This window comes from Sinorhizobium garamanticum (genome assembly GCF_029892065.1).
GTDB lineage: Bacteria > Pseudomonadota > Alphaproteobacteria > Rhizobiales > Rhizobiaceae > Sinorhizobium > Sinorhizobium garamanticum.
Genome location: NZ_CP120373.1, coordinates 1,451,352 through 1,475,184 on the forward strand (window position 1 = coordinate 1,451,352; position 23,833 = coordinate 1,475,184).

Here is a 23,833-nt window from a genome sequence, read left to right on the forward strand (position 1 = left end):
TAGCCATCTCTTCACGGGCGGGGAGAGGGGACTCAGGCGGTGCGGCAGACCGCTTCGTCCGGTCCTCAGTCCTCGCCGTGATTGGCAATCATCATCGCCTCGAAGGCAAGGCGGTCGACCTTGCGCATGCGTTCGGATTCCGACTTGAGCTGGCCGCAGGCGGCGAGGATATCGCGGCCGCGCGGGGTGCGGATCGGCGAGGCGTAGCCGGCCTGGTTGATGAAATCGGCGAAAGCCTCGATCTGCTCCCAGTCTGAGCACTGGTAGTTGGTGCCTGGCCAGGGATTGAAGGGGATGAGGTTGATCTTTGCCGGGATGCCCTTCAAGAGCTTCACCAGTTCCTTGGCGTCCTCGAGGCTGTCGTTGACATCCTTCAGCATCACATATTCGAAGGTGATGCGGCGTGCATTCGACAGGCCCGGATAGGCGCGGCAGGCCTCCATCAGTTCCTTCAGCGGATACTTCTTGTTGATCGGCACTAGCATGTCGCGCAGGTCGTCGCGCACCGCATGCAGCGAGATTGCCAGCATGACGCCGATCTCCTCGCCGGTCCGGTAGATCTCGGGCACGATGCCGGAGGTCGAGAGTGTGATGCGGCGCTTGGAGAGCGAAAGACCGTCGCCGTCGGACGCGATCAGGAGCGCGGTCTTGACGGCCTCGAAATTATAGAGCGGCTCACCCATGCCCATCATCACGATATTGGTGATCTTGCGGCCTTCCGCAGGCACGATGGCGCCTTGCGGCGTATCGCGTTCGGGGAAGTCGCCGAGCCGGTCGCGGGCGAGCAGCAACTGGGCGAGGATTTCCTCGGCCGTCAGGTTGCGCACCAGCTTCTGGGTGCCGGTATGACAGAAGGAGCAGGTGAGCGTGCAGCCGACCTGGCTCGAGATGCAGAGCGTGCCGCGGCCTTCCTCCGGGATGTAGACGGTCTCGATCTCGACCGGCCGGCCGGCGCCGCGCGGCGGGAAGCGCAGCAGCCACTTGCGCGTGCCATCGTTGGAAATCTGTTCCTCGACGATCTCCGGCCGGGCAATGGTGAAATGCTCCTTGAGCATCTCGCGCATGTCCTTGGAGACATTCGACATCTGATCGAAATCGGAAACGCCGCGGACATAAAGCCAGTGCCAAAGCTGGCTCACGCGCATCTTGACCTGGCGCTCGGGCACGCCTCTTTCGACGAGCAGCTTGGCCATGTCTTCGCGCGCAAGGCCGATCAGCGATGGCTTTTCGGTTTGCGGCATAAGGCGCACCTGCGGCGCCTTGACGATGTCCACCCTGTTCAAGATCTCAGTGGCTGCCATGCTTGTGATGTCCTGTCATACAGCGAAGGCCCGTCCGGAGAAGGTTCCGGATCATGTTCCGATGCTCGAATTGAAAACTGGCGAGCCTTCGAGCGCGGCAATGGGGCGCGGGGCTCTGAATTTGGCGGCGCTTTAGCATTCTTTTCGCTGCGAGTCGACATGACGCCGCGGCTCCAATGCAAAAAGGCCGGCGCGATGGCCGGCCTCAGCATCGGTTGCGCGATGCTAACTGCATGATTCCTTAAATCGGAATCGATTTAAGGACAAAATCATACAGGAATTCAAAGTGCTACAGCGACCTTTGCGCGTCTGGTTAGACGCGCGGCGCTGTAGGGGTTACTTGCAGGCTTCGATCTGCTTCAGCGCGGCGGAAATGCCGGAGAGAGAATAGGAATAGGTAGTCGCGGTCCCCTTGCGGGATTTCGCGTTGACCGACATGTCCTTGCCCGACTTCATCGCCGCCACCAGTGCCGGTTCTTCCGCAGCGTTTTCTACCCAGGCGGAATTACCCTTGGTAAACATCACGAAGGTCTTGCCGTCGATGACCACATTGACCTTGGAATTGTCCTGCAGCGGATAGCCCATCATCGCCTGAGGCTCGTAGCTGATGTTCTGCCCCGGGCGCTGCGAGACGAGGAAGAAGATATCGCCATGGTCGACACCGGCAGGGCTCTTCTCCTTCGGAACCGATAGGACGTAGCAGACCTTGCCGGGGCCGGCCTGGTAGGAATAGGCGCCCCAGGCATTGAACTGCTGGATCCGTGTCGGAGATTGAGCGGAAGCAACGCCTGCTGCTACCAGTACGAGTGCGATTGCAGTTGCGATCTTTCTTACAAACATGAGGTCCTGCCGCTTGTCTTGCTTGCGATCGCCCGAAACAGGTGGGACGGACAACGCATAGTCACGATTTGATTTATTTTGACTTAATTCAGGTTACTAAACCGTCAACGATCACTGCAATCCGCTCGTTTCCGCCCCGAAACAGGCCAGCGACACATCCGATCAGTCGGAGATGGGCCGCCTGTTCGGCCGCTCTTCATGCCTGCGGATTTGTCGGTGCGGTCGATCGTCAATTCTGGAGGGCCGTGGCCGGTAGGAGTCCCCTGTCTCAAATCTCGCGCAACACACTGTCCTGCAACCTATTCGCCCACAGCCGCTGCGTTTGCGGAATCTATGTCATAAAGAATCAGGCAAGAGTTTGTCTTTCCGGCAGAAATGCGGCAGTCCCGCATTCTGCAGAAACTCGAAGCTCTACAGCAACCTTTGCGCGTCTGATTAGACGCGCGGCGCTGTAGCGATCATTCCTCATCCGGCCTGTCGTGTAGGGCTTCGTCGGCCTTGTCGTAATGTGCTTCCTTGATCTGGCCGCTGATCGCGGCGAAGGCAGCCGTCAACACGGCGATGTCGTCGGAAAAGCCGACGACGGCCAGCATGTCCGGTACGAGATCGAGTGGCAGGACGAAGTAGGCAAGGGCTGCGAGCAGAATGCCGCGCGTACGCGTCGGAGTCTTCGGATCCACCGCACAATAATAGGCGGCGACGACATCACGGCTGAAGGGAATCTGGCGGGCTGCGCGGCGAAAGGTCGGCCAGAACCGGCGACGAACCTTGCGCTCCCGGCGCTCCTGTTCGGATTCCTCGCCGGGAAGGAGAATTTCACCGATCTTGATATCGTCCATCGCGTCCGTTTCCGATTGATTGCGCTGCGCGTCTTATTCAGGCGCGCAAAGGTCGCTGTAGCACTTCTTATCCTTAAATCGGCTACGATTTAAGGAGACATGCAGTAGCCTGATATGGGAAGGGCACGGGCTATTTCAAATGGTCGGGCATCCGGCCGGCCGCCGCACGGTCCATTTTCGCCGCCAGCTTGAAATCGAGCTCCGTCAGCCCGTTCGCATCATGCGTCGAAAGCGTGACGTCGACCCTGTTGTAGACGTTGAACCATTCGGGGTGGTGGTCGAGTTTTTCGGCGGCAAGCGCGCATTGCGTCATGAAGCTGAACGCCTCCGCAAAATTCTTGAAGCGAAAGGCTTTCCAGATCGATGCGCCATCTTCGGCGAGAACCCAGCCTTCCATCTTGTGCAAATGTTCGGCGACAGCCTCGGCGTCCAGTTTTTCCGGCCTCATGCTGTTTCTCCCTGTGATCTTTCGTGCTTAACAACGGACTAGAACAAGTTTTTATCCTTAAATCGGTTCCGACTTAAGGATAAAAACATGCTGCAATTCAAAGGTGCTACAGCCGCCTTTATCCGTGTGAGACACGCGGCGCCGTCGCCGCGGATAAACTCCGTCGATGCCATGCCGCACAACTCTCGACCAACTGGATAATATGAAGCCGGTCAGAATTCTCTTCGTTTGTCTTGGCAATATTTGCCGTTCGCCGCTGGCCGAGGGCGTCATGCGGGATATCGTGCACAAGGCCGGCCACGGGCACGCGGTCTCGATCGATTCCGCCGGCATCGGCGCATGGCATGTGGGTGCTCCGCCGGATCAGCGGTCGATTTCGGTGGCGAAGGCGCACGGCATCGATATTACGGGCCTGCGCGGGCGCCAGATCAGCGCGGCGGATTTTGCGGCCTTCGACCTGATCCTCGGCATGGATATGAGTAATGTCCGCGACCTCAGCGCGCTTGCGCCTGCGGCAATGGCGGGCAAGGTGCATCTTTTCATGCGTTATGCCACGGGTCACGCGGGAGACGTTCCGGATCCCTATTACGAAACGGCGGACGTCTTCGAAGCGCTCTACCAGATGCTGGAGGCGGGATGCTTGTCCTTGCTGGCAAGGCTTGAGGAACGCGCCTCGTGAAGTGGAAAAACCTCTTCGGTCAGGTAAGGGCCGCCGCCGACAGAATCGCGCGACGACAGGAGAACGAAGCGGGAGACCGTGAAGGGTGAGGTGAGGAAATCGCCGCGACCGGAGAGATAATTCACCACATCCTCGACGCGCGAGGAACGCAGCCTCGCGAGCGTCACGTGAGGCGTGAACTTGCGCGGATCCGACGACAGGCCGAGGCGCTGGCAGATGCGTTCGATTTCCGCCTGGAGCGCGAACATTTCCGGCTCGTTGCTGACGCCGGCCCAGACCGAATGCGGTTTTTTCGAGCCGAAGGCACCAGTGCCCGTCAATTGCAGCTGGAATTCGGGGCGTTCGATCCGGTCGAGCCTTTCGACGATCTCGTCGGCGGTACGTCCGTCGACATCGCCGATGAAACGCAGAGTGATGTGATAGTTCTCCACATCAATCCATCGAGCTCCGGGAAGACCTCCGCGCAGCAAAGAAAGGCTCATTGCTGCATTGCGCGGAATTTCGAGGGCGGTGAATAGTCTCGGCATGGCGAGCTCCCCGAATCTCTTGCAGATGTCTTAGCGAATCACGCATCGAGTCTGCACGCAACTGTTATTTAGCGCGACAGAGCGTTAACTTTCTCTTAACTGTGGACCGATTGATCAGTCTCCTTTCGCAAGCTTGGCAATGAATCGCTCGGCGACAGGCAGGAAGCGTTCGACCATCTCGCCGACGCCCCGGCTGTTCGGATGCATTCCGTCCTCGAGCTTCAGCGCGCCGTCAATCGCCACGCCGTCGAGGAAAAACGGATAGAATTCGAGATCGTATTTCGCCGCCAGCTCCGGGTAGATCGGGTTGAAGCGGGCGGCATAGTCGGTTCCCATGTTGGGCGGCGCCATCATGCCAGCGAGCAGCACGGCGATGCCGCGCTCCTTCAGCCGGGCGATCATCGCCTCGAGATTTTTCCGCGACTCTTCCGGCGGAATGCCGCGCAACGCGTCGTTCGCGCCAAGTTCGAGGATCACGCCCTTCGTTCCATCCGGCACCGACCAGTCGATGCGGGCAAGGCCGCCGGAAGTCGTGTCTCCGGAAACGCCGGCATTGGCGACCGTAACGTCGAAGCCCTTGTCCTTCAAAGCCTTTTCGAGGCGAACAGGAAAGGCGTCCTCAGGCGGGAGCTGATAGCCGGCCATCAGGCTGTCGCCGAAGCCGACGAGGCTCACACTCTCGGCGCGCACCGCCGACGATAACGCAATTGTCATTGCCAGGCTCAAGAAAAAGCGCAGAAAATCTTTTAATGCCATAGGCTCGTTCCTAAATCCCCGAGGGCAATCGTTTCGTCATCAAGTCTGGTTTTCATATAGGGCTGTTTCCGCGTGGCAAGAACCATCATCGAGCTGAAAAATGCCGACCTGACGCTGGGCGAGGCCGCGGCCGCAGTCCATGTGCTGAAGGCCGTGAGCCTCACAGTCGACGCCGGAGAATCCGTCGGTATCGTCGGCCCGTCCGGATCGGGAAAATCGACGCTGCTGATGGTGCTCGCCGGCCTGGAGCGGCTGGACAGCGGCGAGATCGTCATCGACGGGACACCCTTGCACGGCATGAGCGAGGATGGGCTTGCGGATTTCCGGGGTCGCAACGTCGGTATCGTCTTCCAGTCCTTTCACCTCATCCCCAACATGACCGCACTGGAGAACGTCGCGGTGCCGCTTGAGCTTGCGAACGTCCGCAACGCCTTCGACGTCGCGCGCCAGGAACTTGTCGCGGTCGGCCTCGGCGACCGGCTGACGCACTATCCGGGGCAGCTTTCAGGCGGCGAGCAGCAGCGCGTCGCGATCGCCCGTGCTCTGGCGCCGTCACCGAAGCTACTGATCGCCGACGAACCGACCGGCAATCTCGACGCCGAGACCGGCCGGCAGATCGCTGATCTTCTCTTTGCGGAACAGCGCGAACGCGGCATGACGCTGGTTCTCGTTACGCATGATGCCGCGCTCGCCGGGCGCTGCGGGCGGCAGGTGCAGGTGCGCTCCGGCGAGATCGTCTCGGGCGGGCATGCCGAACCGAGTGCCGCTGCCGTTCAGCACGAGGCGGCTTCGGCATGAGCGAGACGGGCGTCATCAATCGCTTTCGCCCGTTTCTCGCCCTTAGACTGGCGCTGCGCGAAATGCGCGGCGGGCTCAAGGGCTTCTACATCTTTCTTGCCTGCATTGCGCTTGGCACGGCGGCGATCGCCGGCGTCAATTCGCTTTCGCAGTCGATCAGCGCGACGATCGCGTCGCAAGGGCAAGAGCTCCTTGCCGGCGATATCCGCTTCGAACTCAACAATCGCGTGGCGACGGCTAAGGAGCGCGCCTTTCTCGACAGTCTCGGCAGCGTCTCCGTTTCCTCGGGCCTGCGCTCCATGGCGCGCCTCCCCGATGGTTCCAACCAGGCGCTCGTCGAATTGAAGGCCGTCGACAGTGCCTATCCCCTCTACGGCACTTTCGAAAGCGAGCCGGCCAGGTCGCTCGGCGAACTCCTGTCCAAACAGGGGGAGGCGTTCGGTGCGGTCGCCGCGCCGCTGCTGCTGGAGCGTCTGGGTATCAGACCCGGCGACGAAATCCTGATCGGCAATGCGCGGGTTCGGATCAACGCTACGATCGTGCGGGAGCCGGACGCGCTTTCCGACGGGTTCGGTTTTGCGCCGCGGCTGATGGTCTCGGCCGACGCGCTCGCTGCCTCCGGGCTCGTGCAGACCGGCAGCCTCGTCGAGCATGGCTACAAGGTCAGGCTTGCCGATCCTCAGCGTGTCGCATCGGCTCGCTCCGAGGCGGAGAAGCAGTTCCCGTCGGCCGGCTGGTCGATCCGGACAAGCCGCAATGCGGCGCCGTCGCTCAACGCCAATATCACGCGTTTCTCGCAGTTCCTGACCCTCGTCGGCCTGACGGCGCTGATCGTCGGTGGAGTGGGCGTCGCCAACGCCGTGCGCGCCTATCTCGATGGCAAGCGCAGCGTCATTGCAACCTTCAAATGCCTCGGCGCTCCGGCCACACTGGTCGCCATGGTCTATCTCGCGCAGATCCTGATGATTGCGCTGATAGGCATCGGCATCGGCCTCGTTTTCGGCGCGCTGATCCCCTTTGTCGCGGCCCAGTTCCTCGCCGATGTGCTGCCCGTTCCGACGTCGTTCCAGCTTTACCCGTCGGCGCTCGGCCTAGCGGCGCTTTTCGGCCTGCTGACGGCGCTCGCCTTCGCCATCCTGCCGCTCGGCCGCGCGCGCCGGGTGCCGGCAACGGCGCTTTTCCGGCAACAGGGGTTCGAACCGACCGGCTTTCCGGCCTGGCCCTATCTCGCAGGGGCGCTCGCCTGCCTAGCGGCGCTCGCCGGACTTGCCGTCTGGACGGCCTATGATCGCAGCATTTCGCTGATCTTCCTCGGCGCAATTGCCTTTGCCTTCATCCTGCTGCGCGGCGTGTCCTGGCTCATTTCTTGGCTGGCGCGGCGCAGCCCGCGGGTGAATTCGCCGGCACTGAGATTGGCGATCGGCAATATCCATCGCCCGGGCGCCCTGACGCCGTCAGTGGTGCTGTCGCTAGGTCTCGGTCTCGCCTTGCTCGTGACACTGGCGCTCATCGACGGCAATCTCCGGCGCGAACTCACCGGCGACATGGCCGAGCGGGCGCCGAACTTCTTCTTCGTCGACATCCAGGGCAGCGAGATCGAAGGGTTCCGGTCGCTGCTTTCCCAGGCGATGCCGAAGGGCAAGGTCGTTGAAGTGCCGATGCTGCGCGGGCGCATCGTGGCGTTCAACGGCGAGGACGTGAACAGCCGCAACGTACCGCCCGGCGGGCAATGGGTGCTGCGCGGCGACCGTGGCATCACCTATGCCAAAAATCGGCCGGAAAACTCGACGCTCACCGAAGGCAGCTGGTGGCCCGAGGACTACCAGGGTGAACCGCTGGTCTCATTCTCGGCGGAGGAAGCCCGCGATCTCGGCCTGAAACTCGGCGACACGGTGACCGTCAACGTGCTCGGCCGCAACATCACCGCGAAGATCGTCAATTTCCGCAACGTCGAATGGGAATCACTGTCGATCAACTTCGTCATGGTCTTCTCGCCGAATACCTTTGCCGGCGCGCCGCATGCCTGGCTCGCAACCGTCATCGATCCGGATGCCACGGCCACGGAGGAAGCGGCGGTCTTGAAGTCGGTCACCAATACCTATCCCACGATCACTAGCGTGCGCGTCAAGGATGCGCTCGATATCGTCAATACGCTTCTGGCGCAGCTTGCCACAGCCGTCCGGGCCGCCGCCGCCGTCGCCCTCATCGCGTCGGTTCTCGTTCTTGCTGGGGCGCTTGCCGCTGGCAACCGTGCGCGCATTCACGATGCGGTGGTGTTGAAGACACTGGGTGCCACGCGCGGCACGCTGATCCGCGCCTTCAGCTACGAATACATCATTCTCGGCTTCGCAACCGCCGTGTTCGCGCTGTTCGCCGGGGGTGTCTCCGCCTGGTTCGTCGTCAGCCGCGTGATGACGCTGCCGTCCGACTTCCTTCCGGATGTCGCGGTTGCCACCATCGTCGTCGCGCTCGTCATGACCGTCGGCATCGGACTTGCCGGGACCTGGCGTATTCTCGGCCAGAAAGCCGCTCCGGTGCTGCGCGAATTGTAAGGACGGCAATTTAACCGTAAATCACCCTTGTTTGATGGCCCGGGGCCTGGCTTTGCGCGATTCCGGGCCTTCCGGGTCTTGTGCGCGAAGGCTTTCGACATCATATTTGTCGGCAGGCATGCTGGAGCCCCGCAGCGGCGCCTGGGCGCTTGAACGACAAGCACTTACCGCCCGACACCGTCAATTCAACCGGGGCTTAAATGAGGAAACAATGGCTGATCTGAGAAACTACCAAACCCGAATGTCGCCCGCCGGCGCTCAGGCGGGTGCCGTGATCGATGAAGGCCTTCGCGCTTACATGCTGAAGGTCTACAACCTGATGGCTCTCGGGCTGGCGATAACAGGTGTAGCAGCTTATGGCACCTATGCGCTTGCCGCCTCCAATCCGGCATTCGCCCAGCTCATCTACGTTTCGCCCCTGAAGTGGGTCGTGATGCTGGCGCCGCTGGCGCTGGTGTTCTTCATGAGCTTCCGCATCAATTCGATGAGCGTCTCCGCAGCGCAGACGACGTTCTGGATCTACGCCGCCTTGATGGGGCTCTCGCTGTCCTCGATCTTCCTGGTCTTCACCGGCCAGAGCATCGTGCAGACGTTCTTCGTCACGGCCGCCTCCTTCGGCGCCCTGTCGCTCTACGGCTACACGACGAAAAAGGATCTGTCGGGCTTCGGCACGTTCCTGATCATGGGCCTCTTCGGCCTGATCATCGCGTCGATCGTCAACATCTTCCTGGCGTCTTCGGCGTTCGCCTTCGCGATCTCGGTCATCGGCGTGCTGGTCTTCGCCGGCCTTACCGCCTACGACACGCAGAAGATCAAGGAAATGTACTTCGAGGCCGATGACGTCGCGGTTGCTGGCCGCAAGGCCATCATGGGCGCGCTGACGCTCTATCTCGACTTCATCAACCTGTTCATGTTCCTGCTGCAGTTCCTGGGCAACAGGAACGAGTAGTCAGACGCGCATTCACGGAAAAGGCGGCTTCGGCCGCCTTTTTTGTTGCCACAGCGTCGGCGTCTCTTCGGGCGCAAAGGTCGCTGTAAGACCTTTGAATCGCTACGGGAATTGATGCCAAGTCGACTCCGATTCAAAGAAGCCTAAGTAGAACGGCCTTGATCGCCCCTTCCGATCCATGCGATTTGATCGGGATAAGCCAACATCACGAAGTCCAATGCCTGTCACTATACGCGACGCCGTCGCTGCCGATCTTCCAGCAATTACCGAAATCTATCGCGAGTCCGTTTTAAACGGCGTGGCGACCTACGAGATAACGCCGCCTTCCGAGGCGGAGATGGCAATGCGGTTTTCGACGATAACCGGCAACGGCTATCCCTACATCGTGGCACAAGAGAACCACGGCAGAGCGATCATCGGCTACGCCTATGCTTCCGCGTTCCGCACGCGAACGGCCTATCGGTTCCTGGTGGAGGATTCCATCTACCTCGCGCCGGAGGCCCGAGGCAAAGGCGTCGGCAGGGCCTTGCTCGCGGAGCTGATCAAGCGATGCACCGCGCTTGGCTTCCGCCAGATGGTGGCGGTGATCGGCGGCGCGCACCCGTCATCAATCGCGCTGCATCGCGCGCTCGGCTTCGAGCATCAGGGGTTGATGAAGGCGACCGGTTTCAAGCACGGCCGCTGGCTCGACACGGCGATCATGCAGCTCGCGCTCGGAGACGGAACGGCCACAGACCCGGTCGAAGGCGTCTACCCCGATACCCTCTACCGAAGCTGAGTCACTGCATTTTCTTAAATTGTACTCGATTGAAACATGCAGCAATTCAAAGTGCTGCAGCGTCCTTTACGCGTTTGGATAAGACGCGCGTCGCTGTAGGTCCTCTTGGAGTGGTGGCTTGCCCCTCGCCCCTCTTTCCGTTCGCACGGAGAGCGGACTGAAGGCGCGGCATCACCCTTCGCCCGCCTGCGGGGAGACGGTGCCGGCAGGCGGATGAGGGGCAATTCCAACGGAAATATCGCGTTAGGTCTCGACGAGTTTCAGGACCTTGTCGAACACCTTGAGCACCAGGGCAAGCTCATGGCCACGCTTCAATATCGTGCCATGGGCGTTGAGCACGCTATAGGCACCCTGCTTTGCCGCAAGCTTCGGGTTTTTCTCGATCCGGTAGAGCGGCGTTTCCCCCGATCGCTTGAACACGGAGAATACGGCTCGATCCTTCGTGTGGTCGATCGCATAGTCGCGCCATTCGCCTTCGCCGACCATGCGGCCATAGACCCGCAAAATCTGGTCCAGCTCGCGGCGATGAAATGTAACGGGAGGGGGATTCCTGGCGCTCTTGTATTCGTGAAAGTCGACCACTTGCGATGTGGTCTGGCCCTGGCGACGCGTCTCGCCTTCCGGTAAATCCGGTTGATCAGTCATCAGTATTTCGGCCTTCTGATGTGACAGGACTACGACAGTGTGCCTGACAGGAGCGGAAAAGCAAGTCGGAAGCCGGTGAACAATGCCCGCAATTCTTTCCGTTGCCGCAATTCAGTCAAATCGCCGCCCCAATTCACGGCAAGACTTCCACCGCTGCCGGACAGAGTCGTTGCCACCGTATGTCCGGACAGGTCGTCATGCTGCGGGAGATTACGAACGCAGACATGACCGGTTCGGTCCGGTAACTTCGAACCCTCAGCCCCAGCCCCTCGATGCTGCCGGGCCGAACCACCCCCGACTCAGAAAATCCCCTGTGTCAGAAATCACCGGGTCAAAGCTTGCCCTGCGGGCCGGCAAGAACGGCTGCCGCTCCGACGATGGCCCCCGGCGTTTCCGCGTCCTTCATCGATTGCAGCAGGACGGCGCAGCCACTGTTGCCATTTCCCTCGATCAGGACGGAGGCGGGCAAGGTGAATTCGGCCGGCTTGCCATCCCATATGCCGATCGTCTGTATGTCGCGCACGGCGTGCCAGTAGGCGATCTGCTTGCCGCTGTTTTCGCCTTTCTCGACATCGACGACCTTGGCCCGTTCGAAATAGACGACGACGACATTTGCCTTGCCCTCTCCAGCCCCGACCTTGATCGAGATTCCATCGTCGCCAATCGCCGCGTGGACCGGAACAGCCAGTCCCCGGCCCTCCGCGTTCATCGCGTCCAGCCGGCTCCTGATCGCCTGCAGATTGGCGCCGTTGAGATGATCGCGACCGTTGAGGACAGCCTGGGGCGTATAGACGCCGTTGCGGCCGAGCATGCGGGCATAGGCATATTGCCGTTCGGTATTTTCCTTGGAAGCGAGCGTGTCTGCCCAGCCGAGATAGTTCCAGTAGTCGACGTGATAGGCGAGCGCGACGACGTCACCCTCATCGACGAGCTTCTTGAGCGCAGCATCCGCCGGCGGACAGGAGGAGCAACCTTGGCTGGTGAAGAGCTCGACCACGCCTTTGATTGTCTTCCCGTCGTCCGCCGCAACCGCTCCGCAGCCTGCTCCCAGAATCGCTATCGTCAGGGCGAGACGCCGGATGGTTGTCTTATAGGCGAATGTCATGGCGTCACTTTATGATAGGCAGGCTCGAATGCTGGAATTCATACATACGACGGGCGTTCTTCAACGGAAAGTCACGTTGGAGTGAGTATTTCGCCGCTTACCGGTACGGGGACGTGAAAAAGCCGGGGCACCTTCGATGCCCCGGCTCGCAAGCGGTCTATGGTCAGCAGGCTCAGGCTGCGAGGTCGCGCAGAACCGTCTGCAGGATGCCGCCGTTGTTGACGTAGGTGACTTCGTCAAGCGTGTCGATGCGGCAGATCAGCGGAACTTCCTTGACCGAGCCGTCGCCATAGGTGATCCGGGCTACGCGCCTCTCGCGCGGCTGGACGTTGACGAGATTGTCGATCGTCACGACCTCGTCGCCCTTCAAGCCCAGCGATTCCCAGGTCATGCCCTCCTCGAAGACGAACGGGATGACGCCCATGCCGACGAGGTTCGAACGGTGGATACGCTCGAAGGACTGGGCGATCACCGCCTTGACGCCGAGCAGGTTGGTGCCCTTGGCCGCCCAGTCGCGCGAGGAACCGTTGCCGTATTCGACGCCGGCGAAGATGACGAGCGGAACGCCCTCTTCCTTGTACTTCATGGCGGCGTCGTAGATCGACATCTCCTCCTTCGACGGATAGTGGATGGTGTAGCCGCCTTCCTTGCCGTTCGGGCCGAGCATGTGGTTGCGGATGCGGATGTTGGCGAAGGTGCCGCGCATCATCACCTCATGGTTGCCGCGACGCGTACCGTACTGGTTGAAGTCGGCGACGCCGACGCCATGGCCGAGCAGGTAAGAGCCCGCCGGCGACTGGGCCTTGATCGAACCGGCCGGAGAAATGTGGTCGGTGGTGATCTTGTCACCGAAGAGGCCGAGGACGCGGGCGCCCTTGATGTCGGAAATGCCGGCGCCCTTCTTGCCCATCCCGACGAAGTAAGGCGGGTTCTGGACATAGGTGGAAGCCTCGTCCCAGGCATAGGTCTGCCCGGCCGGCACCTGAACCGCCTGCCAGTTGGCGTCGCCCTTGAACACGTCCGCATATTTCGTCGCGTAGAGTTCGCGGGTGACGTACTTGAAGATGAAGTCCTGGATCTCCTGCGAGGTCGGCCAGATGTCCTTCAAATAGACCGGCTTGCCGTCCTTGTCCTCGCCGATCGGCTCCTTGGTCAGGTCCTTCTGGACCGTGCCGGCGAGCGCATAGGCGACGACGAGCGGCGGCGAGGCGAGGTAGTTCGCCTGGACGTCCGGCGAGATGCGGCCCTCGAAGTTGCGGTTGCCGGAGAGAACGCCGGCGACGATCAGGCCCTTGTCGTTGATCGTCTTCGAGATCGGGCCCCGCAACGGTCCGGAGTTGCCGATGCAGGTGGTGCAGCCGAAGCCGACCAGGTTGAAGCCGAGCTTGTCGAGGTCGGTCTGCAGGCCGGACTTCGCCAGATATTCGGCAACGACCTGCGATCCGGGCGCGAGCGAGGTCTTAACCCACGGCTTGGTCTTCAGGCCCTTGGCGACCGCATTGCGGGCGAGCAGCCCGGCGGCGATCAGTACCGACGGGTTCGAGGTGTTGGTGCAGGAGGTGATGGCCGCGATCGCAACGTCGCCGTGGCCAAGGTCGAAGTCCGAGCCTTCGACCGCGTAGCGGTTAGAAAGCTGGCCGGGCTTCTTGTAGTCGCCTTCGAGGGCGGTCGCGAAGCCGGAGGCGATGTCTTCCAGCGAGATGCGGCCTTCCGGGCGCTTGGGGCCGGCCATCGACGGCACGACGTCACCGAGGTCGAGTTCCAGCGTGTCGGTGAAGACGAGATCTGAGCCGTCGCCTTCGCGCCACATCCCTTGAGCCTTCGAATAGGCCTCGACCAGCGCGATGCGGCTCTCTTCACGGCCGGACATGGTGAGATAATTGATCGTCTCGCGGTCGACCGGGAAGAAGCCGCAGGTCGCGCCGTATTCCGGGCCCATGTTGCCGATCGTCGCACGGTCGGCGAGCGTCATGTTATCGAGACCGCGGCCGAAGAATTCGACGAACTTCGAGACCACGCCCTTCTTGCGCAGCATCTGGACGACCGTCAGCACCAGGTCGGTCGCGGTGACGCCTTCCTTGAGCTTACCGGTGAGCTTGAAGCCGATGACTTCCGGCAGAAGCATGGAGACCGGCTGGCCGAGCATCGCGGCTTCCGCTTCGATACCACCGACACCCCAACCGAGCACGCCGAGGCCGTTGATCATGGTGGTGTGGCTGTCGGTGCCGACGCAGGTGTCCGGATAGGCGGTGACTTCGCCGTTCTCTTCGCGGGTCCAGACCGTCTGGCCGAGATACTCCAGATTGACCTGGTGACAGATGCCGGTGCCGGGCGGCACGACGCGGAAGTTCTTGAAGGCCTGCTGGCCCCATTTCAGGAAGCGGTAGCGCTCACCATTGCGCTGGTATTCCAGTTCGACGTTGCGGGCAAAGGCCTGAGGCGTGCCGAATTCGTCGACAATGACCGAGTGGTCGATGACGAGGTCGACGGGGACGAGCGGGTTGATCTTCTCCGGGTCGCCGCCGAGCGAGACCATGGCGTCGCGCATAGCCGCGAGGTCGACGACGGCCGGAACGCCGGTGAAGTCCTGCATCAGCACGCGCGCCGGCCGGTAGGCGATTTCGTTTTCCGCGGTGCCCTTGTCGCTGAGCCATGCGGCGACGTTCTCGATGTCCTTCTTGGTGACCGAGCGGTCATCCTCATTGCGCAGCAGGTTTTCCAGCAGCACCTTCATCGAATAGGGAAGCTTCGAAACGCCGGCAAGGCCGTTCGCTTCCGCCTTTGGAAGGCTGTAATAGACATAATCCACGCCATTGACGGTAAGCGTGGAGCGACAATTGAAGCTGTCGAGGGATTTGGACACTGGATAATACCCCGTTCCGTCTGATCGCCAAAAACTGACGTACGAACGCCCGAGCGCAGGAAGCGCGAATTGGGATGCGGGTGCGGCCATTTCCGCTGTCCGTACGTGGAATGTCATTCCATGTTCGGCGCTTGGATGAAATTCACGCCGACCGCTGGCGTGTTGGCCGCGTTATAGATAATTTCTCCCGATGGTACCAGACCAACCAAGGTTCAATCGGAACTTTTTTTGCTGTGCGGCAACGAGCGTCAAGGGAAGCTGAAATTACATGCGCCTGCTGGCTGAAGGTTTGAGTGCGAGGCGCGGCGAGGACCTGATTTTTAACGATATTTCCTTCGCGCTCGGCGCCGGTGAGGCCCTTGTGGTGACCGGGCCGAATGGCGCCGGCAAGTCGACCCTGCTCCGGGTTCTGGCGGGCCTGTTGCGGGCCGAATCGGGCAGGCTCAGAATCGAGGGAGGGCCGGCGGAATTCGCTCATCCCTACGAGCTCAGCCATTATCTCGGCCATCGCAACGCAATGAAGCAGGAGCTGACCGTCCGGGAAAATCTTTCCTTCTGGCAGCGCTTCATGGGCGATTCGCCCGGAGGCTCCGGCATCGACGTCAACGCCGCCGCCGAAGCCGTCGGGCTTGCCGGCATCACGCACCTGCCATTCGGCTATCTTTCTGCCGGCCAGCAGCGGCGGATGGCCATGGCCAAGCTTCTCGTCGCCTACCGGCCGATCTGGTTGCTCGACGAGCCGACCGCCGCGCTCGATGCGGGGGCGGACAGGCTGTTCGCCGCGCTCGTGACGGCTCATCTTGAACGTGGCGGGATCATCATTGCCGCGACCCATCAGCCTTTGGGGCTCGGGTCGACGCAGAGCTTGCAGATGAAGGGTTTCACGCATTGATCGCCCTCTTCTTCCGCGACCTCAAACTCTCCGTGCGTGCCGGTGGCGGCACCATGATCGGCGTGCTGTTCTACATGACGGTCGTTGCCGTCGTCCCTTTCGGGGTCGGGCCGGACCTCAATCTCCTGTCGCGCATCGGCCCGGCGATGCTTTGGATCGGCGCGCTGCTGGCCTCGCTGCTCGGCCTCGATCGTCTTTTCCAGGCGGAGCGCGAGGACGGCTCACTCGATCTCCTGCTGATGCAGGAAACACCGCTGCTCATGACAGTGTTCGTCAAGTGTGCGGCCCATTGGGCCGCGACGGGCCTGCCGCTTGTCATCGCCTCGCCGCTGCTCGGCCTTTTCATGAATATGAACGAGCTGGCGATCGGCGCTACCATGCTCACGCTTCTCGCCGGAACGCCCGCGATCACCTTCATCGGCGCGGTCGGTGCGGCGGTCGCGGTCGCCTTACCGCGCGGCGGCCTGCTCGTCTCGATCCTTGTTCTGCCGCTTGCCGTCCCCGTGCTGATCTTCGGCGTCAGCGCGGTTTATGCGGCGATCGAGGATCCCGCCCCGTTTCTGCCGCCTTTCATGATATTGATGGCGATAACCCTGTTCTTCGCGGTGATCGGTCCGGTCGCGGCAGCCGCCGCGCTCAGGCATTCGGCCGATTGAGAAGTGCGACATGCGTTGACGCGATCGTGATTGACCACTGCATAATTCCTTAGATCGAATTCGATCCAAGGCTAAAATTAGCAGCAATTCAAAGTGCTACAGCGACCTTTGCGCGTCTAAAGGACGCGCGGCGCTGCAGCTCAATTGCGGAAGGGATGCTTCCGCGTTAAAGAGCCGTTATGAGCGAAAACAGCCTCGCTATCCGCAAATTCAGCGATCTCGCCAATCCGACCCGGTTTCTGGCGCTGGCGGACCGTGTCCTGCCCTGGTTCGCCGTCGCCACCGCCCTGTTCTTCGCCGCCGGCCTTTGGCTTTCCTTCACCACCGAAGGCGATTACCAGCAGGGCGAGACGGTGCGCATCATGTATGTGCATGTGCCGGCCGCCTGGCTGTCGATGATGTGCTACACGGTGATGGCGATCTCCGCGCTCGGCACGCTCGTCTGGCGCCATCCGCTCGCCGATGTTTCCTCCAAGGCGGCCGCGCCCATCGGCGCCTGCTTCACCTTTCTCGCGCTCGTCACCGGTTCGCTCTGGGGCAAGCCGATGTGGGGCGCCTGGTGGGTCTGGGATGCGCGGCTCACCTCGGTCTTCGTGCTCTTCCTCATGTATCTCGGGCTGATCGCGCTCAATCGCGCCATGGACGATCCCGCCCGCTCAGCCCGCGTCTCCGCCGTTCTCGTGCTGGTCGGCTTCGTCAACATTCCGATCATCAAGTTCTCGGTCGAATGGTGGAACACGCTGCATCAGCCGGCGAGTGTTTTGCGCCTCGACGGGCCGACGATCGATCCCGAGTTCTTGTGGCCGCTTGTCATTATGGCGGTTGCCTTCACGCTGCTGTTCTTCACGCTGCACATTGCCGCGATGCGCAACGAGATCTGGCGCCGCCGGGTCACGTCGCTGCGCCGTCAGGCTGTTCGCAACGCCGGCCGGGAGGCGCAGACACTATGATGAGCCACGCCGCCTATGTCTTTGCCAGCTATGCCGTCGCCGCCGCTACGGTGGCGGGACTCGTGTTCTGGGTCATCGGCGATGGCCGCGCCCGCCAGCGTGAGTTGAAGGAGCTCGAGGCGGCCGGCATTCGACGCCGCTCGGCGGAGGCTTCTGGCGGGGCCGCCCGATGAGCAGCACACACGCGCCCCAGCCGGACGAGCGCAAGCCCGGCGCCTTGCGTTTCCTGTTTGCAGCACTGCCGCTCATCATCTTCGCGGCACTGGCACTGATCTTCTGGAGCCAGCTGAATTCCGGCAAGGACGTCAGCGAAATCCCTTCGGCGCTGATCGGCACGAAAGCGCCGAAGCTCGACCTGCCGCCGCTTGAAGGCGCGACGCTTGCGGGCCAGCCGATGCCGGCGCTCAACGATGCGGCAATCAAGGGCAGGCTGACGCTTGTCAATATCTGGGCCTCCTGGTGCGTGCCCTGCCGGCAGGAGCACCCGATCATCCTGCAGCTCTCCAAGGATCCGCGGCTTCTGGTGGTCGGCATCAACTACAAGGACCAGAACGAAAACGCGCTGCGTTTCCTCGGTGAGCTCGGCAATCCGTTCTCGGCGATCGGCGTCGATCCGCGCGGCAAGGCCGCGATCGACTGGGGCGTCTACGGCATCCCGGAATCCTATCTCGTCGGCGCCGATGGCACGATCCTCTACAAGCGTGTCGGTCCGTTCGACGAACGCGGCCTCAAGGAAGGGCTGATGCCGGCGATCGAGAAGGCGCTCGCGGGCTCGTGAGCCGCTAAAGCCCCGCCTGCCATGCCTTCACCGCATCGAGCGGCCAGACGAGCATAAGCACATTCAAGGTCAGATTGTCGCGCACCGTCCAGGCGGTGAAGAGTTCCAGCACGATTGCGATTGCGACCGTCACGGCCATCGGCAGCCGTGATGCGAGCAGGAATCCCGAAGCCATGGCGAGCGTGTCCATGGTGGAGTTCAGGATGCTGTCGCCGAAATAGTCGAGCGAGATCGTTGCCGAGCGGTAGCGGTTGATTACCATCGGCGTGTTTTCGGCAATTTCCCAGGCGGATTCGATCACGGTCGCGAGCAGCAGGCGCGCACTCAAGGGCTTGCCGCGCAGGAGCAGATGACCGAGACCGTAGAAGAGGAAGCCGTGAATGATGTGGGACGGCGTGTACCAGTCGGTGATGTGCTGCGAGTTGCCGCTGGACTTGACCACGCCCTCCCAGAGCTTGACGTAGCCGCATTCGCAGATCCACAGCCGGCCCATCAAATACTGCGTCAATATCTGGATCGCCACCACACCAAGGCAGGCGATCAGCCAGAACCAGGCCCAGCGTTGTCTGTTGTCGTCGGTCCCGGCCGCGATTGTCACTCGGCGCTTTCCTGTTCGAGCGAATGCTTCATGATCAACGGCATCTGGGCCAAAGTGAACAGAATGGTTATCGGCATCGTTCCCCACACCTTGAAGGCCACCCAGAAATCGGTTGAGAAGGTACGCCAGACGATCTCGTTCAGTACGGCGAGGAACAGGAAGAACAGACCCCAGCGGATCGTGAGCTTGCGCCAGCCATCCTCATCCAGCTTGAAGGCGGAATGGAAGACGTAGCCGAGCAGGGACTTGCCGAACAGCAGACCGCCGAGCAGGATCGCGCCGAAGAGCGCGTTGACGATCGTCGGCTTCATCTTGATGAAAGTATCGTTCTGCAGCCAGAGCGTCAGCGCGCCGAAAACGAAAACCACGATCCCGGAAACGAGCGGCATCATCGGTAGCGTCCGGGTCAGCATCCAGGAAGCAACAAGCGCAATCGCCGTCGCCGCCATGAAGAGCCCGGTGGCGATGAAGATCGGTCCGCCGAGTTCCGAAAGGGCGGGGAACTGCCGCGCCAGCCAGTCGCCGCGCGAATTGGCGAAGAAGAAGACCATGAGTGGTCCGAGCTCCAGCACGAGCTTCAGGAGCGGGCTCACCTCTGTCCGCGGTTTGGCGGCTTCGATTGTCGACATATGCGGGTCCTGTTCTTGCATATCGCGCCTTCTACCGCGCCGCGCGTCTTACGAGACACGCAAAGGTCGCTGTAGCACTGAGTTGCTGCTCATAACACCAGCATTGCGGCAAAACCATATCAATGCGTCGTCCAAACGATCCTAGGCTTGGTCGGCTCTCGCCATCAGGCGGCAACGCCGGCGATCGCCTCGGCGAAATCCTTCGCCTCGAAGGGCTCGAGATCGTCGATACCCTCGCCGACGCCGATGAAATAGACCGGCAGCTTATGCTTGGCGGAGATCGCCACGAGAATGCCGCCGCGCGCGGTGCCGTCGAGCTTGGTCATGATCAGGCCGCTGACGCCGGCGACGTTGCGGAAAATCTCGACCTGTTGCAGGGCATTCTGCCCCGTTGTCGCGTCGAGCGTCTGCAGGACGGTATGCGGCGCGTCGGGATCGAGCTTGCCGAGGACGCGGACGATCTTTTCGAGTTCCGCCATCAGCTCGGCCTTGTTCTGCAGGCGCCCGGCGGTATCGATGATCAGCACGTCCGACTTCTTCTCGCGCGCGAGTTGGAACGCTTCATAGGCAAGGCCGGCCGCGTCGGCGCCGAGCTTCGAGGAGACGATGTCGGATTTCGTCCGATCGGCCCAGATCTTCAACTGCTCGATCGCCGCGGCGCGGAAGGTGTCACCCGCCGCGAGCATCACTTTCATGCCCGCGCCGGAAAGCTTGGCGGCAAGCTTGCCGATCGTCGTTGTCTTGCCGGTGCCGTTGACGCCGACGACGAGGATCACGTGCGGCTTGTGGCTGAGATCGAGCTCCAGCGGTTTGGCGACCGGCGCCAGCACCTTGGTGATTTCGCCGGCCATGATGCGGGACACGTCTTCGCCCGAGACGTCCTTGCCATAGCGCTCGGAGGCGAGCGTATCGGTGATGCGCATCGCCGTCTCGACACCAAGGTCGGCCTGGATCAGCAGGTCTTCGAGATCCTGCAGTGTCGCCTCGTCGAGCTTCCTCTTGGTGAAGAGGCTGGTGATCTGGCCGGTGAGTTGCGACGACGTGCGCGCCAGCCCGCGGCGCAGGCGCTGGTACCAGGAAAGCTTCGGCTGCGGTGCGGGCGCTGCTTCCTTCGGACGCTTGTCGGCGGTGGCAAAACCTTTGGGGAGGCTGGGGGCGGCTGCGATTTGATCCTCGCCCTTGTGGGGGAGGGGTCGCGAAGGGGCAGAGGGAGGTATGGCGGCCTCATTGCGAGGCGGGGCGTGATCGGTAGGGCGCTCACCCCCCTCTGCCCTGCCGGGCATCTCCCCCCCAGGAGGGGAGATTGGAGGAGGCACGCTCTCGTCTTCCACCGGCGCGGTTTCGTCTGCTGCAATGTCTTCATGCGCGGCAATGTCGGGGCTTCTTGCCTCGGCGCTCTCGCCTTTCGCATCGGCGTCTTCTGCGCTTGTGTCGGGCGATGCGGCGACATTGGCCACACCTGCCGCTGCCTCTTCAGTGCGGGTCTGGTCGTCTTTGGCGGTTGCCTCAGTCTCCCCCTGATCTCCCCCCTTGTGGGGGAGATGTCCCGAAGGGACCGAGGGGGGTGTCGCGGCGTCATCGCGCGGCGCGGCGCTGTCGGAGAGAGGTTTACCCCCCTCTGCCCTGCCGGGCATCTCCCCCACAAGGGGGGAGATCGCAGGAGGCGCGCTCTCGTCTTCTATCGCAACGCTTTCGTCGGCAGCGGTCTCGGCGTTTGCTTCGACCTCTTCGCTACGGGCATCGACCTCATCCGCGGCGCTCTCGGCCGAGGGCGCAATCTCCCCTGCGCCGGCTTCGGCCTCCTCGATCGCGCCACGGTCGTCCTCCGCGGTAGCCTCGACCTCCCGCGGCTCGTCGGGGAGATCTTCCGACGGGACAGCGGGGGTTATCGTCTCCGCGCCCGGTGCCGCCTCCGGCGCCTCCTGCGGCGGCGCGGGTTTCTCCTCGACGGCGCCCTTGCCGAAGGAAAAGATCTTCTTGATGAAACCAATCGCCATGGGAATGTCCGGATTTCAGGCCGCAGCCATCTGTTTTTGTCGCATCGTCAGATGCTTGCCATTGTGGCCGGTAATTGTGACAGCAACGAGCGATCGCGGCTCGAGGCCGGCCGCATCGACAAGCGTGAAGTTTTCCGTGTGCGCCAGCCCGTTCATCTCGACCAGAATCGTCTGCTCGCTGCGGATCATATGGTCGAGATGGGCGGCGTAGAGTTCCGCGCCCTTCGCACGCAGGCGCGCCGCACGCTCCTTGACGAGGGCGCGATCGAGCTGCGGCATGCGCGCGGCCGGCGTGCCGGTGCGCGGGCTATAGGGGAAGACGTGGAGATGCGCGATGCCGCAGTCCTGCGCGAGGCGCGCGGCATTCTCGAACATCTCCTCGGTTTCGGTCGGAAAGCCGGCGATCATGTCGGCGCCGAAGCTGATCTCCGGCCTTAAACCGCGGACCTCGTGGCAGAAGGCACGAGCATCGGCGCTCGAATGCCGCCGCTTCATCCGCTTCAGAATGAGGTCGTCGCCGTGCTGGAGCGAAAGATGCAGGTGCGGCATGAAGCGCGGCTCGTCCGCAATCAGGTCGAAAAGGTGCCTATCCGCCTCGATGCTGTCGATCGACGAGAGACGCAGGCGCAGGATGTCCGGCACCTGCTTCAACAGCGTCTTCGCAAGCAGCCCGAGTGTCGGCGTTCCCGGAAGGTCGGCGCCATAGCTCGTCGCGTCGACGCCGGTCAGCACGATCTCGCGGTAACCGCCCTCGACGAGCCGGCGTGCCTGATCAACGACGGCGCCCATCGGCACGGAGCGGGAATTGCCGCGGCCATAGGGGATGATGCAGAAGGTGCAGCGGTGGTCGCAGCCGTTCTGCACCTGGATGAAGGCGCGGACATGTCCGTCAATGTGTTTGATCATCTGCGGCGCGGTGGCGCGCACGCTCATGATATCGTTGACGCGGAGTTTTTCTTCTGCCTCGACGCCGAAATCCGGCAGCGAGCGATAGGAGGCGCTCGTAAGCTTCTCTTCGTTGCCGAGGACCGCATCAACCTCGGCCATTTCGGCAAAGGTTTCCTTCTCGGTCTGGGCGGCGCAGCCGGTGACGATGATGCGGGCGTGCGGGTTCTCTCGCCGCGCCCGGCGGATCGCCTGGCGTGCCTGGCGCACGGCCTCGCCGGTCACCGCGCAGGTGTTGACGAGAATGGCGTTGTTCAGTCCCGCCTTCTCGGCCTCGGCCCGCATCACTTCCGATTCATAGGTGTTGAGGCGGCAGCCGAAGGTTATGACCTCGACACCGCTCAAAGCGCCCGCGCTCCGCTGTCGCCAGCCGCTACGCCGTCGCGCTGAAAGGCGCCGGTGGCAGGGTCGACGGTACCCGACCATTCCCATTCGGCCGGCCCGGTCATGATGACGTGGTCGTCCAGCTCGCGCCATTCGATGAGGAGCGGCCCGCCCGGCACGTTCACGGTCACAGTCCGCTCCGTCCGGCCAGTCCGGGCACCGCTGACGGTGGCGGCACAGGCGGCCGAGCCGCAGGCAAGCGTCAGCCCCGTGCCGCGCTCCCAGGTCCTCAGGTCCATTTCGTGGCGCGAACGGACCCGGGCGATCGAAATATTGGCGCGCTCCGGAAAGATCGGATGATTTTCAAGGAGCGGGCCGAAGCGATCGAGCTCATAGGACCAGACGTCGTTCTCGACCCAGAAGATCGCATGCGGGTTGCCCATCGAGGCAACGGAAGGCGAGTGCAGAACAGGATCGTCGATCGGCCCGATCTGCAATTCGATCCGGCGCGTGTCGTGGAATTCCTCGGCGAGCGGGATCTCGTTCCAGCCGAAACGCGGTGTGCCCATGTCGACGGAGATCGTGCCGTCCTCATGCTCCTTCGCTTCGAGCAGGCCGGCGACCGTATGGAAGAAGAAGGCCTTCTTGCCGGTCTCGGCGGCGAGCGCCTGGACGACGCAACGGGTGCCGTTGCCGCAGGCTTGGGCCATCGATCCGTCGGAATTGATGATGTCGATCCAGGCATCGGTGCCGGCGGCCTTGGGATCATGGATCGCCATGATCTGGTCGAATTCAGTTGCCGGATCGGCATTCAGAGCGACCGCGGCATGAGGCGTGACGCGATCCTTGCGGCCGCGCATGTCGACGACCAGGATCTTGTTTCCAAGCCCATTCATCCTGGCAAATTGCACGCTGTCGGCCATGTCGCGATTGTCCAAACTGGCCTCCGTTTCCGGGAGGCGTCCTTCATTTGCGCTGTATATG

At 62.2% G+C, this 23,833-nt stretch carries 24 protein-coding genes; 10 read left to right on the forward strand and 14 right to left on the reverse strand.

What is annotated here, in order from left to right:
* Window positions 1-65: 65 nt before the first annotated feature.
* From rlmN to PZN02_RS06755, 4 genes are all read right to left on the reverse strand, one after another.
* A complete protein-coding gene (rlmN, locus tag PZN02_RS06740) occupies window positions 66-1,241 on the reverse strand; it encodes a dual-specificity RNA methyltransferase RlmN (protein WP_425336286.1) in 1,176 nt (391 codons plus the stop codon).
* A 396-nt stretch (window positions 1,242-1,637) separates the two neighbouring features.
* Window positions 1,638-2,141, reverse strand: coding sequence for an invasion associated locus B family protein (locus PZN02_RS06745; RefSeq protein WP_280660825.1), 504 nt, complete (start codon window positions 2,139-2,141; stop codon window positions 1,638-1,640).
* Window positions 2,142-2,599: 458 nt separating this feature from the next.
* Window positions 2,600-2,980 carry a YkvA family protein gene (locus tag PZN02_RS06750; protein ID WP_280660826.1) on the reverse strand — a complete coding sequence of 127 codons (381 nt, stop codon included), beginning with the start codon at window positions 2,978-2,980 and terminating at the stop codon, window positions 2,600-2,602.
* Between the two features lie 130 nt (window positions 2,981-3,110).
* Window positions 3,111-3,428, reverse strand: coding sequence for a 4a-hydroxytetrahydrobiopterin dehydratase (locus PZN02_RS06755; RefSeq protein WP_136505355.1), 318 nt, complete (start codon window positions 3,426-3,428; stop codon window positions 3,111-3,113).
* A 202-nt stretch (window positions 3,429-3,630) separates the two neighbouring features.
* Here PZN02_RS06755 and PZN02_RS06760 point away from each other — a divergent pair, with 202 nt between their 5' ends.
* Window positions 3,631-4,107, forward strand: a complete 477-nt coding sequence (locus PZN02_RS06760) for a low molecular weight protein-tyrosine-phosphatase (RefSeq protein WP_280660827.1) — start codon at window positions 3,631-3,633, stop codon at window positions 4,105-4,107.
* On the opposite strand, the gene thpR is transcribed toward PZN02_RS06760, so the two are convergent.
* Both thpR and PZN02_RS06770 read right to left on the reverse strand, forming a co-directional pair.
* The gene (gene thpR, locus PZN02_RS06765) at window positions 4,044-4,634 is read right to left on the reverse strand and encodes an RNA 2',3'-cyclic phosphodiesterase (RefSeq protein ID WP_280660828.1); all 591 of its coding nucleotides are present in this window, start codon (window positions 4,632-4,634) and stop codon (window positions 4,044-4,046) included. The two genes, PZN02_RS06760 and thpR, sit on opposite strands and share 64 nt — an antisense overlap.
* 114 nt (window positions 4,635-4,748) lie before the next feature.
* Window positions 4,749-5,390, reverse strand: coding sequence for an arylesterase (locus tag PZN02_RS06770; RefSeq protein WP_280660829.1), 642 nt, complete (start codon window positions 5,388-5,390; stop codon window positions 4,749-4,751).
* Window positions 5,391-5,462: 72 nt separating this feature from the next.
* On the opposite strand from PZN02_RS06770, the gene PZN02_RS06775 reads away from it, so the two are divergent.
* The 4 genes from PZN02_RS06775 (at window position 5,463) to PZN02_RS06790 (ending at window position 10,467) form a co-directional block, all read left to right on the forward strand.
* A complete protein-coding gene (locus tag PZN02_RS06775; RefSeq protein WP_280660830.1) occupies window positions 5,463-6,188 on the forward strand; it encodes an ABC transporter ATP-binding protein in 726 nt (241 codons plus the stop codon).
* Complete coding sequence (locus PZN02_RS06780; RefSeq protein WP_280660831.1) at window positions 6,185-8,740, forward strand: ABC transporter permease; 2,556 nt, start codon at window positions 6,185-6,187, stop codon at window positions 8,738-8,740. The genes PZN02_RS06775 and PZN02_RS06780 overlap by 4 nt, the downstream gene beginning before the upstream one ends.
* Window positions 8,741-8,951: 211 nt before the next feature.
* Entirely contained in the window at window positions 8,952-9,689 is a 738-nt protein-coding gene (locus PZN02_RS06785) for a Bax inhibitor-1/YccA family protein (protein WP_280660832.1), read from the forward strand.
* 217 nt (window positions 9,690-9,906) lie between these two features.
* Complete coding sequence (locus PZN02_RS06790) at window positions 9,907-10,467, forward strand: GNAT family N-acetyltransferase (RefSeq protein ID WP_280660833.1); 561 nt, start codon at window positions 9,907-9,909, stop codon at window positions 10,465-10,467.
* A gap of 243 nt (window positions 10,468-10,710) precedes the next feature.
* Here the strand turns inward: PZN02_RS06790 and PZN02_RS06795 are convergent, their stop codons facing one another.
* From PZN02_RS06795 to acnA, 3 genes are all read right to left on the reverse strand, one after another.
* A complete protein-coding gene (locus PZN02_RS06795; RefSeq protein ID WP_280660834.1) occupies window positions 10,711-11,112 on the reverse strand; it encodes a DUF2794 domain-containing protein in 402 nt (133 codons plus the stop codon).
* A 331-nt stretch (window positions 11,113-11,443) separates the two neighbouring features.
* A complete protein-coding gene (locus PZN02_RS06800; protein WP_280660835.1) occupies window positions 11,444-12,217 on the reverse strand; it encodes a DUF1223 domain-containing protein in 774 nt (257 codons plus the stop codon).
* 172 nt (window positions 12,218-12,389) lie between these two features.
* Window positions 12,390-15,080 (reverse strand): aconitate hydratase AcnA, encoded by a 2,691-nt coding sequence (gene acnA, locus PZN02_RS06805; protein WP_280660836.1) that lies wholly within the window; start codon window positions 15,078-15,080, stop codon window positions 12,390-12,392.
* 268 nt (window positions 15,081-15,348) lie between these two features.
* Between acnA and ccmA the strand changes: the two genes are divergently transcribed.
* The 5 genes from ccmA to PZN02_RS06830 all read left to right on the forward strand — a co-directional run bounded on the left by ccmA (window position 15,349) and on the right by PZN02_RS06830 (window position 18,356).
* A complete protein-coding gene (gene ccmA / locus PZN02_RS06810; RefSeq protein WP_280660837.1) occupies window positions 15,349-15,972 on the forward strand; it encodes a heme ABC exporter ATP-binding protein CcmA in 624 nt (207 codons plus the stop codon).
* On the forward strand, window positions 15,969-16,628 hold the full coding sequence (ccmB, locus tag PZN02_RS06815) for a heme exporter protein CcmB (protein WP_280660838.1): 660 nt from the start codon (window positions 15,969-15,971) through the stop codon (window positions 16,626-16,628). Before ccmA ends, ccmB begins: the two co-directional genes overlap by 4 nt.
* Window positions 16,629-16,807: 179 nt before the next feature.
* Complete coding sequence (locus tag PZN02_RS06820) at window positions 16,808-17,578, forward strand: heme ABC transporter permease (protein WP_280660839.1); 771 nt, start codon at window positions 16,808-16,810, stop codon at window positions 17,576-17,578.
* Window positions 17,575-17,751, forward strand: coding sequence for a heme exporter protein CcmD (ccmD, locus tag PZN02_RS06825; RefSeq protein ID WP_280660840.1), 177 nt, complete (start codon window positions 17,575-17,577; stop codon window positions 17,749-17,751). The genes PZN02_RS06820 and ccmD overlap by 4 nt, the downstream gene beginning before the upstream one ends.
* Complete coding sequence (locus PZN02_RS06830; RefSeq protein ID WP_280660841.1) at window positions 17,748-18,356, forward strand: DsbE family thiol:disulfide interchange protein; 609 nt, start codon at window positions 17,748-17,750, stop codon at window positions 18,354-18,356. The genes ccmD and PZN02_RS06830 overlap by 4 nt, the downstream gene beginning before the upstream one ends.
* A 4-nt stretch (window positions 18,357-18,360) precedes the next feature.
* Here the strand turns inward: PZN02_RS06830 and PZN02_RS06835 are convergent, their stop codons facing one another.
* From PZN02_RS06835 to dapF, 5 genes are all read right to left on the reverse strand, one after another.
* Window positions 18,361-18,954, reverse strand: a complete 594-nt coding sequence (locus tag PZN02_RS06835) for a DUF2585 domain-containing protein (RefSeq protein ID WP_280660842.1) — start codon at window positions 18,952-18,954, stop codon at window positions 18,361-18,363.
* Entirely contained in the window at window positions 18,951-19,583 is a 633-nt protein-coding gene (locus tag PZN02_RS06840; RefSeq protein ID WP_280660843.1) for a septation protein A, read from the reverse strand. The genes PZN02_RS06835 and PZN02_RS06840 overlap by 4 nt, the downstream gene beginning before the upstream one ends.
* A gap of 164 nt (window positions 19,584-19,747) precedes the next feature.
* A complete protein-coding gene (gene ftsY, locus PZN02_RS06845) occupies window positions 19,748-21,217 on the reverse strand; it encodes a signal recognition particle-docking protein FtsY (protein ID WP_425336287.1) in 1,470 nt (489 codons plus the stop codon).
* Between the two features lie 378 nt (window positions 21,218-21,595).
* Entirely contained in the window at window positions 21,596-22,870 is a 1,275-nt protein-coding gene (gene mtaB / locus PZN02_RS06850) for a tRNA (N(6)-L-threonylcarbamoyladenosine(37)-C(2))-methylthiotransferase MtaB (RefSeq protein WP_280660845.1), read from the reverse strand.
* Entirely contained in the window at window positions 22,867-23,772 is a 906-nt protein-coding gene (gene dapF / locus PZN02_RS06855) for a diaminopimelate epimerase (RefSeq protein WP_280661409.1), read from the reverse strand. Before dapF ends, mtaB begins: the two co-directional genes overlap by 4 nt.
* Window positions 23,773-23,833 lie beyond the last annotated feature (61 nt).

What these genes read in the sequence shown, in the direction of transcription:
- rlmN (WP_425336286.1), bottom strand. Translation starts at nt 1,241, where the DNA reads ATGCCGCAAACCGAAAAGCCATCGCTGATCGGCCTTGCGCGCGAAGAC.
- PZN02_RS06795 (WP_280660834.1), bottom strand. Translation starts at nt 11,112, where the DNA reads ATGACTGATCAACCGGATTTACCGGAAGGCGAGACGCGTCGCCAGGGC.
- PZN02_RS06790 (WP_280660833.1), top strand. Translation starts at nt 9,907, where the DNA reads ATGCCTGTCACTATACGCGACGCCGTCGCTGCCGATCTTCCAGCAATT.
- PZN02_RS06785 (WP_280660832.1), top strand. Translation starts at nt 8,952, where the DNA reads ATGGCTGATCTGAGAAACTACCAAACCCGAATGTCGCCCGCCGGCGCT.
- PZN02_RS06840 (WP_280660843.1), bottom strand. Translation starts at nt 19,583, where the DNA reads ATGTCGACAATCGAAGCCGCCAAACCGCGGACAGAGGTGAGCCCGCTC.
- dapF (WP_280661409.1), bottom strand. Translation starts at nt 23,772, where the DNA reads ATGGCCGACAGCGTGCAATTTGCCAGGATGAATGGGCTTGGAAACAAG.
- ftsY (WP_425336287.1), bottom strand. Translation starts at nt 21,217, where the DNA reads ATGCCCGGCAGGGCAGAGGGGGGTAAACCTCTCTCCGACAGCGCCGCG.
- thpR (WP_280660828.1), bottom strand. Translation starts at nt 4,634, where the DNA reads ATGCCGAGACTATTCACCGCCCTCGAAATTCCGCGCAATGCAGCAATG.
- PZN02_RS06800 (WP_280660835.1), bottom strand. Translation starts at nt 12,217, where the DNA reads ATGACATTCGCCTATAAGACAACCATCCGGCGTCTCGCCCTGACGATA.
- PZN02_RS06780 (WP_280660831.1), top strand. Translation starts at nt 6,185, where the DNA reads ATGAGCGAGACGGGCGTCATCAATCGCTTTCGCCCGTTTCTCGCCCTT.
- PZN02_RS06745 (WP_280660825.1), bottom strand. Translation starts at nt 2,141, where the DNA reads ATGTTTGTAAGAAAGATCGCAACTGCAATCGCACTCGTACTGGTAGCA.
- ccmD (WP_280660840.1), top strand. Translation starts at nt 17,575, where the DNA reads ATGATGAGCCACGCCGCCTATGTCTTTGCCAGCTATGCCGTCGCCGCC.
- PZN02_RS06830 (WP_280660841.1), top strand. Translation starts at nt 17,748, where the DNA reads ATGAGCAGCACACACGCGCCCCAGCCGGACGAGCGCAAGCCCGGCGCC.
- PZN02_RS06755 (WP_136505355.1), bottom strand. Translation starts at nt 3,428, where the DNA reads ATGAGGCCGGAAAAACTGGACGCCGAGGCTGTCGCCGAACATTTGCAC.
- PZN02_RS06770 (WP_280660829.1), bottom strand. Translation starts at nt 5,390, where the DNA reads ATGGCATTAAAAGATTTTCTGCGCTTTTTCTTGAGCCTGGCAATGACA.
- PZN02_RS06750 (WP_280660826.1), bottom strand. Translation starts at nt 2,980, where the DNA reads ATGGACGATATCAAGATCGGTGAAATTCTCCTTCCCGGCGAGGAATCC.
- PZN02_RS06760 (WP_280660827.1), top strand. Translation starts at nt 3,631, where the DNA reads ATGAAGCCGGTCAGAATTCTCTTCGTTTGTCTTGGCAATATTTGCCGT.
- PZN02_RS06820 (WP_280660839.1), top strand. Translation starts at nt 16,808, where the DNA reads ATGAGCGAAAACAGCCTCGCTATCCGCAAATTCAGCGATCTCGCCAAT.
- ccmA (WP_280660837.1), top strand. Translation starts at nt 15,349, where the DNA reads ATGCGCCTGCTGGCTGAAGGTTTGAGTGCGAGGCGCGGCGAGGACCTG.